The organism is Rhodopirellula sp. UH5, from assembly GCF_056839225.1.
Genome location: NZ_CM166390.1, coordinates 5,462,705 through 5,480,591 on the forward strand (window position 1 = coordinate 5,462,705; position 17,887 = coordinate 5,480,591).

The window sequence follows — 17,887 nt, forward strand, 5'->3', positions numbered from 1 at the left end:
TTCTGTAAGGAAACGCACGTTGGCTCGTCTATCGAGGAACTTCGCGAGCATCAGGTCATAGCGTGTGACTTGGTCGGCCGAAGCAACTTGGTGGAGAGGGGACCAGCGTGCCGCAGCAAATCTGGCATTTGAAAACGAATGAGCTGTTCACAAAGCTGAAACCAAGCCAATTGGAGCAACTCGAATCGCGATGTCGGTCGCGAGCATTTTGCGCTCGGAGTCCTGTCTATCTGCCGAGCCAGGCCGCGGACTGCGTATTCTTGCTGGCCAGTGGGCTGGTCAAGGTTTGCAACCTGACCAGCGATGGAAAGCAGTCCATTCTGGCGTTCGTTGAGCCGGGTGAGCTGTTTGGTGAGCTGGTTCTTTTCGAAGCGGAGCAGCGGGAGGAATACGTCGAAGCGGTGGAGAAGTCGACGGTGGTGATGATCCCTGCCACCGCGATTCAAGAGTTGATGGTCGCCAATCACGATGTTTCGATTGCTTTGACAAAGATGATCGGATTGCGTCGGCATCGCGTTGAACGGCGTTTGAAGAACCTGTTGTTTCTTTCCAATCGAGATCGCTTGGTTCATCTGTTGCTGGATCTGGCGGAGCAATTTGGGATCCGCAATTCAGAGGGCATTCACCTTCGCATCAAACTCGCTCACCAAGAAATCGCGAATTTGATGGGCAGCACTCGCGAAACCGTCACCATCTTGCTCGGTCAATTGAAGTCGGAGGGGATGGTCGACTTGGGACGGCAACGCATCACGTTGATTCAAGCTGATCGATTGGCAGAGTCCGTGCACCGCAAAACGCCAACGCACATGGGGGCGTGCTGAGCGCGGGGACGAAATGCGAGCTGTCTCAACGTTCGGTTGAGCAGGGCATCGCGGATTTCGGGAGCGACACCCGTGGGAAGCTCGAACGCTGCAGGAAGCCATGTTTCGCGATTGTGAACAGGATTTTGTATCCCGCTTTGAAGGTGCCGCTCCAAGTGCCGCTGATTTTGCTGGTGCCAACTCGAGTGCGATATGGCACTGGGATTTCAAGCGAACGCAGCCCAAGCCTCGAGGCTTTGATTTGCATTTCGATTGTCCAGCCAAAGTTTTGGTCTTGCATCTGGAGTTCACCGAGACGGCGGTAGTCGATCACGCGAAAGGGGCCAAGATCGGTGTGCCGAATGCCAAACAGCACTCGCATCAAAAAACAGGCGAGTTTGTTTCCGAAAACACTCTGGGGAGGCATGGCGCCTCGTTCGCGTTCGCCCAGCAGTCGGGATCCAAGAACGAAGTCCGCGTCCGCGTCTGCGATCGGACGGACCAATTCCGGCAAGCGATCGGAGTGGTCGCTGTAGTCCGCGTCGACGAAGGCAACCGATTGGGGGTTCGCTTTGCCTTCACGGACCATGGCGTCCAGTTTTGCCAGACCCTGGAGGCAGGCCGCGCCGTACCCGCGTTGCGGTTCCCGCACCACCAACGCACCGGCTTGCTCAGCAATGACGGCCGTTTGGTCCGTGCAACCGTTGTCGACCACGATCACGCCGGCGACGCAGGGCAAGTCACGCAAGACCAGTCCAATGGATTCTTCTTCATTGAGTGCTGGGATGACGACCCAAACCGATTCTCGCAGGTAGCGGTCGAGCTCGTTCATCTTCTCAGCTTAGGCGATGGGGATGTGTTTGATTGCAGATCGCTTCATCCTCGCAGGCGGGCAAGTTGAGTTCTGTGAGGTCCGTCACACTCATGCTGAATGGCATGAACCGAGGAACGTGTGCAACCTTTGGACCACTGACCTTTGTGGTCTGCGAGTGTCAATCTAAGTTGGAAGCAAGCAGGGATCTGTGAGTTTGGGAACGGATGGCTGGATTGTTTCGATTCTGTTTTTTTTGCGATGGGCGTGCTGGTCGCTTGCATTGCATTCAGTTCGGCTTGGCAAGCGGAACACTGTTGGAGATGAGCGTTGAGCTGGTTGTGTCGGGCGGGTGGAAGTTGTTTGGCAGCGAACTGAGTCATGGAAGCCTGGAATTCGCTGCATCGAATCCCTTCGAAATGAAACTCTTGAATTGGTTTTTCTGACCGGAATGAACGGACGGATTCACGGGCGGTCCCAACGCTGATCGCGAGCAGCAGCACGGTGGCGATTGGAATGCCAATGCCAACTCGGGTCTTGCGCCATCGTGCGGCTTCGAGTTGATTTTGCAAATCGCTGAGCGTACCTGTTGCGCATACGCCCCATTGGGAAGACGACTCGGCGTTTGGGCGGGCTCTGTCTTGGCGGACCATGAACTCATTCCTCAATGGTGTGGGGTGTGGCAGGGAGCCTTCCTGAGAGCGATCACTCTTCCAGCGGCTGTTGCAATCCTCGCCGCGCATCGAACAGGCGTCTGTGCAGAATCTCACAGGAGCGAGGGACTTGGTTCATGCGTGGCTGCGTAGCATCGACAATGAGTCTCCACTGTGTGTGGTTTGCTGACCGCATTGCGGTGGAAGTGGTTTGCTGACCACGGTTCGTCATGAGGGAACCTTCTGAATGGCCAGGAGAGCTGCTGCTCATCGTTCGCTGGGTGGCGAGGATTTGCATTCCGGGCGTGGGGTTGGCCGACCGAAACCGTCGCTTCAGTGCGATTGACAACGCGTTCGCCGAGGGAGGATGGAAGCACGTGTCGATTTCAGATGGAACCGAATCAGAAACCCCATGGCCAAGGCCACAAACCAGGGACCAAACTCGATCCAGGTGACGACGAAATCAAAGAAGGCTGCTCCGGTGTAAGGGGAACGAAGCACCGCGGTCGTTGGGAAGTGAGCGTCCAGCCAGAATCTCAGGTAGTAGAGGAACACAAGGCCGCTGAGCGCGAGCCACACACGGCTTCGGGTGAACGGCAGCAGGGGCAGAGCCCATGTCCAATACCAGGGGTTCAGCGTCGGGCAGAGCAACCAAAACCAAGCGATGGTCAGGAACGCGGACTCACAGAAACTCTTGGGATTTTGGGGCGTCGATCGCCATGCCAACGTGACGGCGATGATCATGAAAATCGTCGCCGTGATGGCACGAGAAATGAGGAACGGGACTTCGGCAGGAGCCAGGTTGAGTTGTGCGCTGACTGAGTCCACCATCGATTCGCGAGCCGATTCGGGGATCACAGTGAACCATGCGGTTTCATGTGGCCCTCGTTGTGCCGTTGGTTTCAGGTTCTCGATGACGATTAAAAACAGGAAGTCGTTCATTTCCCATCGCCGAAGAAACGTCACGACGCCGAGACTGGGATCGTGAGCTTGTGATTCACCGGCAGTCGCTGGTTGGGAGGGGACGATTGGCGAAAGCAAGGCCAGGGTTGTGATGATGAAGGTGGCTGCGGGAACGAGCGTGAAACGCCAGCCTCGTCGACGGACCAAGGCAAGCAGGATCAGGGGTGCCAGAACGATGGGGTACAATTTCGCACCGACCGCGAATGCCAACACAACGCCCGCGAGCACGGCGTAACTCAACCGTCCTGGATCGATCAATCTTCGGCCGGATTCAGGGACCGCTTGGCAGCCGAGGCAGCGGACGAACATGTACACGCTCAGTGTTGTCAGGAACACTGCGATGGCATCCAAATGCCCACTGTTGGCCACCTCCTTCAAAAGCAACGGGCACCAGGCATAGATCACACACAGCCCGGTGGGGAGTGCTAGTTGACGCAGGAGTGCTATCACGACCAGCAAGGTTGCCAGGTCGAATCCGATGAACCATGCCTTCATGACAAACAATCGCGTCAGCAGCGACGAGGAGGAAGGCGTCGTGAGATTGGCCGCGGCAAACACCGCTTGACTGGTGGGAGGGTAGATCGTCGGCAGTTCAGAGAAATGCACTCGGTGCAAAATTTCTGCTATTGCTGGATCTTCCTCTCGCATCTCGGCCAGTCGCCGGAGAGCGTTCTCCTCTTGGGGCGAAGATTCGGTAAGCCGGACTTGTTGAGGGCTGTAGCGAAAAGGACTGACACCGGCAGTGCTGACCGCACCGTCCCACAGGTAGCGATAGATGTCGACTTCTTGAATTGGCAGTGAGAACAGCATCACGACACGGAACACGATCGCGGAGCCGATGATGAGTTGGAGGGTCCGTGGATCCGACTGGGGGCGCCACGCAATCCGAATCGCTCCGAGGTAGCACGCAAACCCAACCGCGAACAGGCAAAGCACGGCCACGATCGGGCGATCGGTCGGGATGCTGTCAAAGTCGAATTGCCAGCTCAGGATCGCGATGATTCCGTAAAGGCAAGTCGACCACCCTGCGAGGATGACCAACAGGCGAAAGTCCTGCTTGGATGTTGCCTCCTCCGTTTGTGTTGATTCGCCCGTCAATTTTGTGCTCTGAGTTCTTGCGCTGAGAAACGGTGCCAGGTCCGTGCCCCGCCTCGTCGGATTGGCGAGGCGGCGAGAAACCAAGTGGAGGTGGGAAGGCGTGATGCATCCTAGGATCGTTGTGGTCCCGAGCGGACCCCACACGCATCAGTGGATTCACCCGAGCCAAATGGTCAACGGCGTGCGTTGGATGAGGAGGCTTGGTCGTTCAGTCCCCAGTCATAGTCCAAGTACCGGACGGTCCCGACGCCTGCCGCCGCCGCGGTGGCTGCCTGTTGAGACGGAAGGTAGGGAGAGATCCTGCGCAGTTGGGCCGCTTGATCGCTGCCAAAGTCGCTGCCGAACCAGTCGAGGATGGAAGACAACCGAAACAGTTGCTGTGCCGGATCGTACTGAAAGTTGTTGGGGTTGGCGAAGAAGACTTTGGTGTTGGTAGTCAATTGTGCTTCCAGGCGAGTGGCGGTGTACGCTTCGTTCAGCAGTCGCGGGCAACCGCGAGATGCACAGACGATTGCAAAGTGGATCCGCGGTTCACCCATTTTGCGTAGCACCTCGTGCTCCATTTGGTTCAGCGAAAACGACTGGCCTCCAACCGTCAACAGCAGGTCATCCCAAATGTTGTAGCCAAACAGTTTTGCGGTGTGATTTTTGATGCTGGTGGTGGGGTATTCTCGGAGAATGCCTCGGACGGTCACCGCGTTGTAGGCATTGATCCAGAATGCCAACTTGGCGGGAACACTCGCCTGCGCGTTGGGGTTGGCGGATGACAAATGAGAGAGGAACGCATCCAGGGTTTGCATGTCCTCCGCAGATTGTTTCCAGGCCGCGTAGTTGACCTCGCCCTTCTCATTGACGTATTTCTTCAGCAAGGCATCCCATTGGCTGGGAGTGATGTCGTCCATCGAGATCTGCTGCCGTGCCGGAACGTTTTGTCCGACGTTCACCTTGGCTCCAGCCAAGCTGTTTTCGGTGGACAAGATCGTCGCCATGGTGAAGAAGGCGAACAACAGCACTGACTTTTTCATCGGAAGGACTCCATTCATTGAGGGGGCTGAGGCGAATTCCAAGATCGCCATGTCCCGTGGAATGACGACTGGAATCCAATGTCCGCCCCACAATGGCATCGGAATCCCCGTGTGTCTGTGAGAGTCACCACACTTCGATCCAACAGGACGGTCGGGGATGCTTTGGATGGCATGTCGTCGCCGAGACCGATGGGGCTTTTGTTGTCAGGCCAGACGATGCACCCACCGAAGACGGGGTGAGTTGGGAGGTCCTCGATGGGCTGGGGTTGCGATGAACCTGAGCGACCGTAGGAAATCTTTTTCTGGATCGTGTAAGGAAGTTCGGGCGTCACCGTCTTCCTCGGCGAATGGCCTGCTCTTGTTGAGCGTGGCAACTGCAACTCGCATCCGAAAGGAAGTCGGCACGATGAAAGCGACATTGTTGGACGCAACCCAGGGCACCGAGTCATCGGTGTATGAGCGGTACGCCGCTGCTGCTCAGGCTGTCGAGCCAGCGCTCTGCTGCCCGGTGACCTACTCGGCTGATTTGCTGAAGGTGATCCCTGAGGAAATTATCGAACGAGATTATGGTTGCGGTGATCCGACACCGTATGTTCGGTCAGGAGAAACGGTGTTGGATTTGGGCAGCGGGGGTGGCAAGTTGTGCTACATCGCGGCTCAAGCCGTGGGCGCTAGGGGACAAGTCATCGGGGTGGATTGCAACCGCGAAATGCTGGGGCTTGCTCGAAAGCATGCACCAACTGTGGCGGAGAAACTCGGGTATGCCAACGTGGACTTTCGTTATGGTTTGATTCAGGACTTGGCACTGGATTTGGATCTGTTGGCCGAGGAATTGTCAGGCAACCCGGTCAGCGATCCGGCGGGCTATCTCGCTCTTCGTCACACGGAAGAACGCTTGCGTCGCGAACGACCACTGGTCGCTGATGAATCGGTTGACTGTGTGCTCTCCAACTGTGTTTTGAATCTCGTCCGGCAACAAGATCGTCGAGGATTGTTCCGCGAGATCTTTCGTGTTTTGCGGAACGGTGGGCGGGCCGCCATCAGCGACATCGTCAGCGACGAATCCGTGCCCGAACGATTGCAGCAAGACCCAGAGCTTTGGTCGGGTTGCATCACCGGAGCGTTTCGAGAAGACGAATTTCTGAAAGCGTTTGAAGAAGCTGGCTTTCATGGCATCGAGATCGTCAAACGACAACGTGAACCGTGGCGAACGGTGGAGGGAATCGAGTTCCGTTCGGTGACGGTCGTGGCCTACAAGGGAAAGCAAGGTCCTTGTTTGGAACGTGGGCAAGCGGTTTCGTATCGGGGGCCTTTCAAGAAGGTGCAGGATGATGATGGTCACACCTACTTTCGCGGTGAGCGGATGGCTGTGTGCGACAAAACCTATCACCTGCTTCAGCAACCGCCGTATGCCAATCTGTTTGACGCGATCGAACCTCGCGAAGCGGTGCCCTTGGAAGATGCGACGCCGTTCGACTGCCGGCGCAATGCACGCCGTCACCCGCGTGAAACGAAAGGTCTCGAATATCACGCCACCACGGATGCGACGTCCAACTGCGGCGGCGAAGAGCCTTGTTGTTGATTTGTGCCGATGGCCGTCTCCCGCTGATTCCCAAAGAAAAAAGACTCGTTCACCAAGGAAAATACCATGCAGTTGTCACTTTTACGCAGCAAGAGCGAGCTCGCCAATGCAGCGATGCAGCGAGAAATTCTGGAGGGAGAGGGGACGCCTCGGCAGCCCACCTTCAACCAGAAAATGCAGGCCAGCGGATTGGGGAAGCTTCGCGCCACCAGCATCGACGTGCTGCAAATCAATGTTGGGAAATTGTGCAACCAAACTTGCACTCATTGCCACGTGGACGCCGGGCCCGACCGCCGCGAAAGCATGTCGCGAGAAACAGCGGAGCAAATCATCGACGTGCTGGCCAACCATGACATCCCAACGCTGGATATCACCGGTGGCGCTCCTGAAATGAATCCCCATTTTCGTTGGATCGTTGAGCAAGCTCACAAGCTCGGGCGACGTGTGATTGACCGTTGCAACTTGACCATCTTGATGGCCAACGGATTCAAAGATTTGCCAGAGTTTCTGGCTGAGCATGATGTGGAGGTGGTGGCTTCTTTGCCCTGTTACCTGGAAGAGAACTGTGACAGTCAGCGTGGCGACGGTGTGTTCCGGCGATCCATCGATGCTTTGCGTCGTTTGAACTCATTGGGGTATGGCATCCCCGGATCACGCCGGAAACTGTCATTGGTTTACAACCCCATTGGGCTCGCCTTGCCACCGCAGCAAGAGGAATTGGAAGCAACGTATCGACGTGAACTGAAGTCACGCTACGACATTGTTTTTTCAGAGTTGCACACGATCACAAATTTGCCCATCAGTCGATTCTTGGATGACCTGCTGAAGCAAGGCAAGCTCGATGAGTATTTGCAGATGCTGATCGATCAATTCAATCCGTTGACGCTTGATGGGGTGATGTGCCGATCGATGGTGTCCGTGGATTGGCAAGGTCGACTGTTTGATTGTGATTTCAATCAGATGTTGAACATTGAACTGGAACCGGGGATGCCCGGGACCATTCACGATTTCGATGCCGAACGGCTCACGAGTCGGACGATCATGACCGGGCGCCATTGCTTTGGGTGCACAGCGGGTTGCGGCTCAAGTTGTCAGGGGGCGGTGTTGAAACCGCAGTCGGAGTTTGCTTCTTGATTGACTCACTTCAGAGCGTCCTGGGGATTTGCAAAGCAGGCTTGGACACCTCGGTCCCCGCTGGTTCAGAAACCGTCGGGGACACTGTTCAACCCAACACACGATCGCCTCTGACGATCGCGTTTTAGGGGGCCATTGCAAGCGTGCGGCACTTAGCGGCGTTGGCGATAAACTCGATTCGCAGAGCAGTTGCCACCGGAACAAGTTGGTGCCGAGTAGGTCTGGTATCGGGCACCTTGCCATGAAGTGGCGGGCACGGACGAGACAGGCACACCCTGGGTGGCCTGATAGCTCGGGGCGTAACTGGTGTGAACCGAGTTGACTGTCGCCGAGATGGGCGTCGAAACGGGCGTCGAGTAGTGGATCGTTGGCTGGGCAATGGAGTGGGATGTGACAACGTTGCCACCGCAGTTGCCCGATGCACAACCTGATCCAACCGCAATCGGTGTTGCTTGAGTCGACGTGTACATTCTCGTCGTCGAAGGTGTGGAATACATCACCTGGGGCGACACCGTCCGTGCCGCGGCACAGGCGGCTCCACAGGACCCGCTTTGTGCACTGACATCACTGCTCATGGCACAAACCAACAGAGCCGCCAAAGCGACCATCGAGTACTTCCATCCAAATTTCATCTTCGTTCCTTATCGACAAGGGTTCCTCTGGGACACAGCTCCATGTCCCGTGACTTAACTGATGCGGATTCTGGTTCGCCATCCGCCGCGAGGATGTGAGTGATGTCACAGTTCTTGAATCTTTTCTCAGCGAAAGAACCTCTCTTTCGGGTGGGTCGTTGATGCACCGGAGAAGATGGGGAAGCAGGCTTTCACGCGTCCTGGAAGCATGTGCCGACGACTCGACGTACTTCCCCCCCTCTGAACGCTCGCTTTCTACCTTTTTCTATCCTGAAGGACGGAGTGCGAAAAAAAACAGGATTTCCGTGTAAGGAATCCACGGGCTCTTCGTCATCGACGCAGGCAAGAAACCCCTTCCTTTCACAAGTCAAAAAAGAAAGCCATGAACACAAGTCACTCGCTCGGCAACGGAATTCAGATCCGAGGCATCCTGATCGCAGCGTTGGCGTTGCTGCCAGCCACGATGGCAGCTCAGACCGCGGCAGCTCAGTCCGGAACCCGAACCGCTCCGCCTCGCGCCGCGGGAAGCGGGACAAAAGTCGCCGGGAATCACGCCGCAGGAAATGCGGTTGGTTTGCAAGGCTACTGCCCTGTTTGCGTGATCAAGATGAAACAGTGGGTCAAGGGTGATCCGCAGTTCTCGGTCAAACATGATGGAAAGACCTACCTCTTTCCAAGCGAAGAACAAAAGAAAATGTTCTTGAGCAACCCAGCTCAGTTCACCCCTGCGCTGGGAGGCGATTGTGTGGTGGCCTTGGTCGAAATGCACAAACGGGTTCCTGGCAACGTGCAGTTCTCCAGCATGCACAATGATCGCCTCTACTTGTTCGCCAATGAAAAAGCGAAGGCGATGTTTGAGGCCGACAAGGCCAAGTACGAGAACGCGGACCTTGCGTTGGACGGGAAATGTTCCGTTTGCAAAGTGGAAATGAATCAGGACATGGCAGGGAATCCAGCTTTCACGAGTTTCTATCGTGGGATGCGTTATCAATTCCCAGGCGAGAAACAACAGCAGATGTTCAACCAGAACCCAGCCAAGTACGACGTGACCAAATAGGTGACGCACTGGTTGATCGGTGGTGGATCCATTCATCGTTTAAGTGAACGGTGGATGGATGGAGGCGTGGATGTCGATCGTCGCGATTCAACGCAGAGAGAAGATCGTGCTAAGTGATTGGTCGGATCACCTTGGCTGGATTGCCAGCGACCAGGGATCCAACCGGCACGTCTTGGGTCACCACGCTGCCGGCACCGATCACGCTGCGGTCGCCGATGGTGACGCCCGGACATAAGATTGCTTTCCCGCCGATCCAAACGTCGTTCCCGATGGTGATTGGTTTGCCATACTCTTGGGTTCGTCGCAGGTGTGATTCGAGAGGATGCGTTGCCGTGTAGATGTGGACGCCAGGAGCAATGAAGACAAAGTCTCCGATCCGCACTTCGCAGACATCCAGGATCAGGCAATCGAAATTGAAGTAGACCTGCTTGCCGAGATGGATGTTCGTCCCGTAGTCGCAGTGAAACGGAGGTTCCAACCAGACGGAATCGCCACCGCTGGCGAACAGTTTCTTCAGAATGCTGCGGCGAAGTGCTTCTTCGCGAGGCGAGCTGTGGTTGAGCTGATGGCAACGTTCGCGAGCGACCATGCGGGCTTCCGCCAACTCAGGGTCGTTCGGGTCATACAGCTCGCCGGCGAGCATTTTTTCTCTCTCGGATTTCATCGGGGCATGTCTGTTTTCGAGGGAGTTTTTTGGTGGGATGGATCCCTTCCCGGCGGTGTTCGCTTCGCTCGACCGCCGGCTACCCTCTGCATTCCCTCCGGGAAGTCGCAATGACAGCATTGGGTAGTGGACGAGGCAACGAGTCCCTTGCGTGGGGAAGGACTCGTTGCCTCGTCCACTACGGTTCGCGTCCTCTGAGAAGGACGCGTCGAAAACGTTGGTAATGAAATCGATATCTCCCGGGAAAGAAGGTGTGTGGCCTCTTTCGAAAGAGGCCGTGTCAGTCATCGATGCGATCCGCGATGATTTTGGCTGTGATCGGATCAACATGCAATTCTCGCTTTTGCCCATTTCGGAACGCTTCGATTTCCCAGTAGCGGCGTTCGAACGAGATTTCGTGGATCGGTTGAGTGTTGCTGTTCTTTTTTACCGTTTTGAGCAACTTCGACAGCGGCATCGCGCCCGCGGGTGGCGGTGTGTCGGGATCGTCGTGATGTTCAGAGAGCACTTTGCCGCTGTAGGGATCGACCATCAATTCAACGGACTCGTTACCCTTGTGCGTTTCGACTTCCCAATTGCCGTCATCCCTCGAGAGTTCCGTGAATGGACCGTATCCGTCTTTTTCTAGATTCTGGACAATTTCGATCACCGAGAGCCGCGTGCTGCCAGCGAATTGTCCGTTGACAACGTTGGTGGTGGTCAAGCCGAGCGGGACGAGCATTGTGGCGACGAGAGAACTCAGCAGTAGCAATTTCATTTTCTGACTCCTTGAATGGGAAGTGAATTCCAGCGACTGCGAGAACAGGGGATTCCGGTTCTCCAGTCGACGGAAGAAAATGGTATGCAAGCTGAATGAAGTGTGGCTGAAGCGAAGTTAAAGTTTGCTTCAGCTTCCTTGGCAGGCTGGTTGAGCTGCCGATCGCGGCTCACTTCAAGTCGCCGATCAACATCACCGAGGAGGCATACCAGGTGTGGTCCTGGTACTTGTCGGGCTTGGCATCGAAATCGCCTCGGTTGCGTTCAAAGAGGATTTCGCGTTTGTCGAGTTGCTTCGGTGTCAGTTCGATTTTGACCGTGTGCTGGCCTGGTTCCAATTCTGAGCCAACGTTCAGGGTTGCCATGCGGTGGTAGGTGCAATAGCCATCGATTCGATTGCGGGTGACTTCCTTGCCATCGAGAAAGACGCGGACTTCGCCGCCGTCCGGACCAAGGAGGTCGAACACTCCCGCGTTGGTTCCCTCAAACACAAATTCCAAACGGGCACCGGGTTCGTTGGCTTGATAGAGCTCGGGCATGTTTCGTTGAAAGCGTTGGGCCAAGGAGTGATCCGAGGGGAGCTTGGTCCAGTTCCCGGTCAACATCTGGGGTTGGATCGCCACCATTTTGGCTTGTTCCCAGTTGTCTTCGCGAAGTGGGTTTTCGATCGCATGAGGCTTTGCGTCTTGGCTTGCTGCGGTGATCTGTGGCCAACAGCGGGCGATTGCCTCGGTGTAGAGACGATGCCCCGTTTCGACATGGGGGTGGACGCCATCGGTCGAGAAGACCATCGGTTCCGTGGCCATGTCGGCAGGCTTCGGAGCTTTGAAAATGAGTTTGCCCGCTGATTCCAAACGCGCGACTTCGACGCCGAAGTGAATGGATGGGATCGAATAGTGATCGGCCAAATCTTCCATGGCACTGGCTGCGCGAGGCATCTTGCCAGCTTTCAAATCAGGCAGCATGGGCTGCGTGAGCGTGTAAACAAAACAGATGTCCGTCGAAGGGTTGGCAGCCCAGGTTTGCCGGATGATGCCTTCCATGGAACGGTGGATTCGCTCCGGCGCAGCTCCGCCATCGTTGACGGCGAACTCCACGAACAGTAAATCCGGGTCGTGTTGCAACGCATCCCGCTGCAGACGAAACACACCCAGGTCCGATCCCGTTCCACCAATCGCGGCATGGATCTCATTCACGGTGGCGTTGGGGAATTGTTCTTGGAGCCACTCACGCGATTGAATCCGCCAACCGGGAGCGGCTGTGATGCTGCCACCGAGGTAGGCCACGCGAACGGTCTCGCCTGCCTCGACTTTGGCGATGAAGTTTGGCAGCCCAGCCCGTGGATGACATTCGACTGCTTCGCGAAGAGGGAAGTCCCCGTGGGCCTGGACCGCGGGGACAGAGAGAAACGTCAGGAGACCGAGGAGGCGAATGATTGGGGGCATCGACAAGGTGGGGGCAGGAGGGAGGAATGACTGGAGGGCGTCAAAGGCAGGTTGCACATCTTACTGGAACGAAATTCTGCTCGCTGGTGATCGCTCATCTCGGCCGGGTGGAACGCACCGGAACCACATGGGGAAGCAGCCAGGGCAGGCTTAGGAGGCCGTGTTCACGCAGCTCTTGGCAAAATTTTCTAGCTGCAAGGGTTTTTCTAGCTGGAACAGCTGCTTCAGCTGCATGGGTTCGCCGGGCCTCTCAGGGGTGTTTCAATCGTTTCGATCGTCCTGTTGCAAAGGTTCGCAGCGGTTCAACCGATTGATCCCAACAAGGCATTCACAACAAACACAACGAAAATCCAACCAGCATGGAAGCGGGGGCGTTTCGCTGGTTCTCAATCACTCTCTTGCTGTGCACGGATGCCATGACCAAGCTCACCTTTCCAATCACGCTCTCATGCCTGCTGGCGATTTCTGGTTGTGCGGGAGTGAACGTCCCGTCCAAGCATGTGGTCCGTCAGGCGAACATCGAGCCTCTGCCTTCGCAGGTTGTGTCGGCGGATGATGCCGCACCACGCTCGGTCGAGACGGTCGCGTACTTCGACGACGAACAGGTTGATGCCAGCGGCGAAGGTGACGCGAACTCGCACACTGGCGATCCGCCATCGTTCCCGACATTTGTCATTGAGCGGGCTGAGCCATGGGAAGCCGAGGGCATGTCCAACGAGGGCGAGGTCTCCGATGCGGCGGTCTACACACTCGCTGACATCGAAGCGATGGCCTTGGGCAACAACCCTGCCATTCAATCGGCCCACGCAACCACCAGCAAAGCGGCTGGTTTGCGTTCGCAGGTTGGGACTCGCCCCAACCCGACGCTGGGATACTTTGGGCAGCAGATTGCTGACCGGGGCACCGACCAACACGGCATCTATGTCGAACAGGAATTTGTGCGTGGCAACAAACTGGGGCTCAACCGAGAAGTGCTCGGTCACACCCAACGCGCCCAAGCGGCTGAGGGTGAGACGCAGCGGTACCGTGTGTTGACGGATGTCCGCGTTCGTTTTTTCGAAGCGATCGCCGCCCAACAACAAGTCGACGCGACGCGGCAGTTTGCTGGTGTGGCATTTCGTGGTGTGCAGGTCGCCGAAGACCGTCAGAATGCGGAAGAAGGCACGTTGATTGAAACGCTGCAAGCACGAACGCTGCTGAGCGAAGTCACGTTGGCGGCGGAACAAGCTGAGGTGGCATACCAGGGTGCGTGGAAAGACTTGGCCGCCATCGCTGGGCTGCAAATGTCGACGCCCGCCAGATTGGTGGCCGAACTGGACACTCCACTGACGACTCCGGACTGGGAAACCACCTACCAGGAAATCTTGGCGCAGAGTCCAGAGCTCACCGCCGCCCAAGCGATCGTGTGCGAGAAGCAAGCCCTCGTGCGGCGTCAAAAGGCGCAGCCGATCTCCAATGTGACCGCTCAACTGGGAGCAGGCTACGACGAGGCGACCGAACACGGGATGCTCAACCTGCAGTTGTCGGCTCCGATTCCGGTTTGGAACAAGAACTCCGGGAACATTTCCGCGGCGTACGCTGACTATGTTCGAGCGACTCAAGAAGTCCAACGCATTGAACAATCCATCCGCTCGCGTTTGGCCCGTGCGGCACAGGAATTTGGCTCGGCGATGAAATCGGTTCGCAAGTACGAAGATGAAATCATTCCGCAAGCGAAGAAGAGTCTGGAACTGTCCGAGGAAGCCTATCGTGCTGGCGAGCTGGAGTTCTTGCAGGTTCTGATTGTTCGACGCAGTTATTACGAGTCTTCGATTCGTTTGATTCAGGCCCGCGGGAACCTGGCCCAAGCCGCCTCCAAAATGGACGGTCTGTTGCTGACCGGCGGACTGGATTCGCCAACCGACTACACCGACGGGGATGGCATCCGCGGTGCATCCTTCGGCGGGCAGTAGGCAAAACCAAAGTCTGCTTTCGCGGTGTTCGGAGGACTCCTGCAGCGAGTCACCCGGGGCGGGCAAGTCATGAACGTCGGCTGAATCGCGCTCAGCCGACGTGGAGTGTTGGGAGACAAAAGCTGTTCACGCCCATGGACAGAAACTTTCCAACGCTCGTCGGTTCACAGCCAAGGCAACGGCGTGATCCTTTGCAGCGCCGGCGCGCCAGATGCCCGTTTGAGTGGGCCATGCCGGCCCGTCCACTGCTGAACGGCGGCTGGCATCATGGAGCGGCACATCGCTTGCTTGAAGGGTGGCATCGAAGCGAGAGTGCGTGGGTCTCGCTGTCACAACCTCGGCCGGCATCCTGATTGGCTGGCCGCTATCGGCGAGATGTTGAGTGTCGAAATCATTGGTAGAATGGCAGTCGTCGAGTCGATTGGAGCAGGCATTGGACCGCGGGGTGACAATCCCAGCGGATGTTTGTGGCGAACATCCGCCCCGTCTGAGTCACTCATCCAACGCGACTGCCCGCTTTCCTCGCTTCGATCAGTTTTGGCGTATGTCCGACCGTGTTTCCGCTTTGTCCTCCATCCTGCGTTCGCCGGCGAGGATTCTGGGCATTGTGTTGATGCTGGTGTTCATTGCCGAGGTCGGCGTGATGTTGGCGTTACCGCATGTGATGCCGGACTTCTTAGGCGAGACCGGCACCGCGGTCCTGGACGCCGTGTTGTTGACGCTGGTGTGCGCGCCTGTCCTGTGGTGGGTCATCATTGGTCCACTGCGGCGAATTGCGGTTCAAGAACACGGTCGCAGCGAAACGATTGTCGCCAACGCCAGCGAGGGCATTCTGACGTTCGACCATGACGGAGTGATCCTGTCGTGTAATCGTGCGGCAACGGAGTTGTTTTCGACCGAAATGGATCTGGTGGTGGGCACGATGACGAGCGCGTTCCTGGAGGATTTGCCCCAGTCGTTCGAGTCCTTGCCCGCCTCCTTCCGACTCAGTGCCAAGCGACCTGATGGCAGCACGTTCCCAGTCGAAGTGTCGGTGAGCGAATACCCGTCGGAATCCAAACGGCTTCGCATCGCGATCATTCGTGACCTGACAGCGGCGGAGTTGGCTGAATCGGAACGGTTGATGATGGCCCGCGAAACCGAAGCGTTGCGAGCACAGCAAATGACCACGCTGGCTCAATTGGCCACCGGGGTTGCCCATGAGATCCGCAACCCGTTGACGTCGATCAAGATGCTCATCCAGGTCAATCGCAGCAAATTTGCTGAGGAAGGGTTGCCGACCGACGACCTCGAATTGGTGGAGCAGGAAATCCGTCGGATGGAGCGCAGCGTCAACGGCCTGTTGGATTTCGCACGTCCAGAACAAGGCGAACAGTCGGTCTTTCCAATTCAAAATGTGATCCAGAAAACCACACAGTTGGTCGAAGGCCGTTGTGGGCAGCAGGGTGTGAAGCTCACGGTCGAATGCGATGAAACTCCTCTTCATATCGAAGGCGACGCATCACAGCTCCAGCAGCTGTTGCTCAATCTTTCCCTCAATGCACTGGATGCCCTGCCCGACGGAGGCGAAGTGACCATTCGTGCCGTTGCCAGCAACGGGGAACTCGAAGTGTCGGTGGTCGACACGGGAGCTGGGATCCGGGATGACATGCTGGATAAATTGTTCACCCCGTTCTCGACCAGCAAACCGACCGGCGTTGGTCTCGGGTTGGGGATCTGCCGCCGAATCGCAAGCTCGCACCACGGGAACCTGACAGGGAAGAACCGAGCTCAGGGGGGCGCGGAGTTTCGGCTGACGCTGCCGTTGGCCGATCAATCCACCAACCGATCGAATGACTCATCGATTGACAAGGTCTCATGCAAAGTCTCTTAGTCATTGATGATGAACCCTCGATCTGCAAAGCGTTCGAGCGAGCTTTCTCGAGCGATACCATTTCGGTGTTGACCGCGAAAGACGGTGCCGAAGGCGAGCGATTGTTTACGGATGCCAAACCTGATGTCGTTGTGATCGATTTGAGCTTGCCCGATGTCAGTGGGTTGGAACTCTTCAAGCGTCTGCGTGAACTGGACGCGCGAGTTCCGTTCATCTTCATCACGGGGCACGGAACGGTTCAGTCCGCCATCGAAGCGACCAAGTTGGGAGCGTACGACTACCTGTTCAAACCACTCGAACTGGACGAGATTCGGACGCTGCTCGACAAAGCGTTCAAACTCAGCCGGATGGTCCGCGTTCAACCAGTGCTCGCCGAATCGGACGCTGACAAAGAGTCGACGGGCGATGCGATCGTCGGTCGCTGCAACGCGATGAAGGAGGTCTACAAGGCCATCGGCCGGGTGGCGTCGCAGAACTTGACGGTGTTGTTGCTGGGCGAAAGCGGGACCGGCAAAGAGGTTGTTGCCCAAGCGATCTACCATCACAGCGCTCGGTCCACCGGACCGTTTCAAGCGATCAATTGTGCGGCGATCCCAGACGCATTGCTGGAAAGCGAGATCTTCGGGCATGAAAAAGGCGCGTTCACCGACGCACACCGGCAACGCATCGGGAAACTTCAGCAGGCAGATGGGGGCACCTTGTTCTTGGATGAGGTCGGCGATATGTCGCCGATGACTCAGGCCAAGCTGCTGCGAGTGCTGCAGGATCAAACGTTTGAACGTGTTGGCGGCAACACACCCATCCAGGTCGATGTCCGGATCATTGCGGCCACCAATCATGATCTGAAGCAGTTGGTTTCCGAAGGCCTGTTTCGATCGGATCTGTACTTTCGACTGAGTGTGGTCACGATTCAGTTACCACCGCTGCGAGAACGCGAGGATGACCTGCGAGTGTTGGCGGAGTACTTTCTGCGCCGCTACAGCAATGAATTCGGAAAAGACATTCGCACGATCGCGCCAGAGACACTGGAAGCGCTGAGGGCCTATCACTGGCCTGGGAATGTGCGTGAACTCGAAAGCGTGATGAAGCAATCGTTGCTGACCGCTCGCGGCAATGTTCTGTTGCCCGATTTCTTGCCGCCCCTGGGGGACGTTCGCGGACACGCCGGGGATTCCTCGGGGCCCGAGTTTCTCTCGGAGAAATTTGTTGTTGAGCGGCTCGAGGCTGGCACCGACAACTTGTACGCCGAAGCCATTTCCATCGCCGAGCGTCAACTGTTGCGTCAAGTGCTCACGCACACGGCCGGCAACCAGCTCAAAGCGGCGACTCTGCTCGGGATCAGCCGCGTGACCCTGCGGAGCAAGCTGAAGTCGCTGGGGATCGAAGCCGCGGACTTTGCCAACTGAGCTCCGCCGCCGTCTGAGCGGGGCGGGGGATGGCGG

15 protein-coding genes are annotated in these 17,887 nt (G+C 56.9%); 7 read left to right on the forward strand and 8 right to left on the reverse strand.

From position 1 onward, the window contains the following. The first annotated feature begins 107 nt into the window (after positions 1 to 107). Positions 108 to 821, forward strand: coding sequence for a Crp/Fnr family transcriptional regulator (locus UH5x_RS19380; RefSeq protein WP_482633380.1), 714 nt, complete (start codon positions 108 to 110; stop codon positions 819 to 821). 25 nt (positions 822 to 846) lie between these two features. Here the strand turns inward: UH5x_RS19380 and UH5x_RS19385 are convergent, their stop codons facing one another. From UH5x_RS19385 to UH5x_RS19400, 4 genes are all read right to left on the reverse strand, one after another. Next, positions 847 to 1,632 (reverse strand): glycosyltransferase family 2 protein, encoded by a 786-nt coding sequence (locus UH5x_RS19385; protein WP_047812624.1) that lies wholly within the window; start codon positions 1,630 to 1,632, stop codon positions 847 to 849. Positions 1,633 to 1,676: 44 nt separating this feature from the next. Beyond that, a complete protein-coding gene (locus UH5x_RS19390; protein WP_482633381.1) occupies positions 1,677 to 2,354 on the reverse strand; it encodes an anti-sigma factor family protein in 678 nt (225 codons plus the stop codon). A gap of 243 nt (positions 2,355 to 2,597) precedes the next feature. Beyond that, a complete protein-coding gene (locus tag UH5x_RS19395; protein WP_053061024.1) occupies positions 2,598 to 4,325 on the reverse strand; it encodes an LTA synthase family protein in 1,728 nt (575 codons plus the stop codon). Between the two features lie 173 nt (positions 4,326 to 4,498). After that, on the reverse strand, positions 4,499 to 5,350 hold the full coding sequence (locus UH5x_RS19400; protein ID WP_482633382.1) for a DUF547 domain-containing protein: 852 nt from the start codon (positions 5,348 to 5,350) through the stop codon (positions 4,499 to 4,501). Positions 5,351 to 5,756: 406 nt separating this feature from the next. Here UH5x_RS19400 and UH5x_RS19405 point away from each other — a divergent pair, with 406 nt between their 5' ends. Together UH5x_RS19405 and arsS are read left to right on the forward strand one after the other, a co-directional pair. Next, a complete protein-coding gene (locus UH5x_RS19405; protein ID WP_482633383.1) occupies positions 5,757 to 6,932 on the forward strand; it encodes a methyltransferase domain-containing protein in 1,176 nt (391 codons plus the stop codon). A 66-nt stretch (positions 6,933 to 6,998) separates the two neighbouring features. Beyond that, positions 6,999 to 8,066, forward strand: a complete 1,068-nt coding sequence (gene arsS, locus UH5x_RS19410; RefSeq protein WP_482633384.1) for an arsenosugar biosynthesis radical SAM (seleno)protein ArsS — start codon at positions 6,999 to 7,001, stop codon at positions 8,064 to 8,066. A 152-nt stretch (positions 8,067 to 8,218) separates the two neighbouring features. Here arsS and UH5x_RS19415 read toward each other — a convergent pair whose 3' ends face one another. Continuing rightward, complete coding sequence (locus UH5x_RS19415) at positions 8,219 to 8,698, reverse strand: hypothetical protein (RefSeq protein WP_047812627.1); 480 nt, start codon at positions 8,696 to 8,698, stop codon at positions 8,219 to 8,221. Positions 8,699 to 9,080: 382 nt separating this feature from the next. On the opposite strand from UH5x_RS19415, the gene UH5x_RS19420 reads away from it, so the two are divergent. Continuing rightward, positions 9,081 to 9,755: a hypothetical protein gene (locus tag UH5x_RS19420; protein ID WP_047812628.1), complete on the forward strand. Its 675-nt coding sequence runs from the start codon at positions 9,081 to 9,083 to the stop codon at positions 9,753 to 9,755. 109 nt (positions 9,756 to 9,864) lie between these two features. Here UH5x_RS19420 and UH5x_RS19425 read toward each other — a convergent pair whose 3' ends face one another. The 3 genes from UH5x_RS19425 to UH5x_RS19435 form a co-directional block, all read right to left on the reverse strand. Next, positions 9,865 to 10,419, reverse strand: a complete 555-nt coding sequence (locus tag UH5x_RS19425) for a sugar O-acetyltransferase (protein ID WP_482633385.1) — start codon at positions 10,417 to 10,419, stop codon at positions 9,865 to 9,867. A gap of 280 nt (positions 10,420 to 10,699) precedes the next feature. Continuing rightward, on the reverse strand, positions 10,700 to 11,176 hold the full coding sequence (locus UH5x_RS19430; protein WP_482633386.1) for a PepSY domain-containing protein: 477 nt from the start codon (positions 11,174 to 11,176) through the stop codon (positions 10,700 to 10,702). A 169-nt stretch (positions 11,177 to 11,345) separates the two neighbouring features. Next, complete coding sequence (locus UH5x_RS19435) at positions 11,346 to 12,620, reverse strand: SGNH/GDSL hydrolase family protein (RefSeq protein WP_047812629.1); 1,275 nt, start codon at positions 12,618 to 12,620, stop codon at positions 11,346 to 11,348. A 416-nt stretch (positions 12,621 to 13,036) separates the two neighbouring features. Between UH5x_RS19435 and UH5x_RS19440 the strand changes: the two genes are divergently transcribed. The 3 genes from UH5x_RS19440 to UH5x_RS19450 all read left to right on the forward strand — a co-directional run bounded on the left by UH5x_RS19440 (position 13,037) and on the right by UH5x_RS19450 (position 17,851). Next, complete coding sequence (locus UH5x_RS19440; protein ID WP_482633387.1) at positions 13,037 to 14,572, forward strand: TolC family protein; 1,536 nt, start codon at positions 13,037 to 13,039, stop codon at positions 14,570 to 14,572. A 544-nt stretch (positions 14,573 to 15,116) separates the two neighbouring features. Further along, positions 15,117 to 16,445, forward strand: coding sequence for a sensor histidine kinase (locus UH5x_RS19445; RefSeq protein WP_482633388.1), 1,329 nt, complete (start codon positions 15,117 to 15,119; stop codon positions 16,443 to 16,445). Further along, entirely contained in the window at positions 16,430 to 17,851 is a 1,422-nt protein-coding gene (locus UH5x_RS19450; protein WP_482633389.1) for a sigma-54-dependent transcriptional regulator, read from the forward strand. Before UH5x_RS19445 ends, UH5x_RS19450 begins: the two co-directional genes overlap by 16 nt. Positions 17,852 to 17,887: the final 36 nt, after the last annotated feature.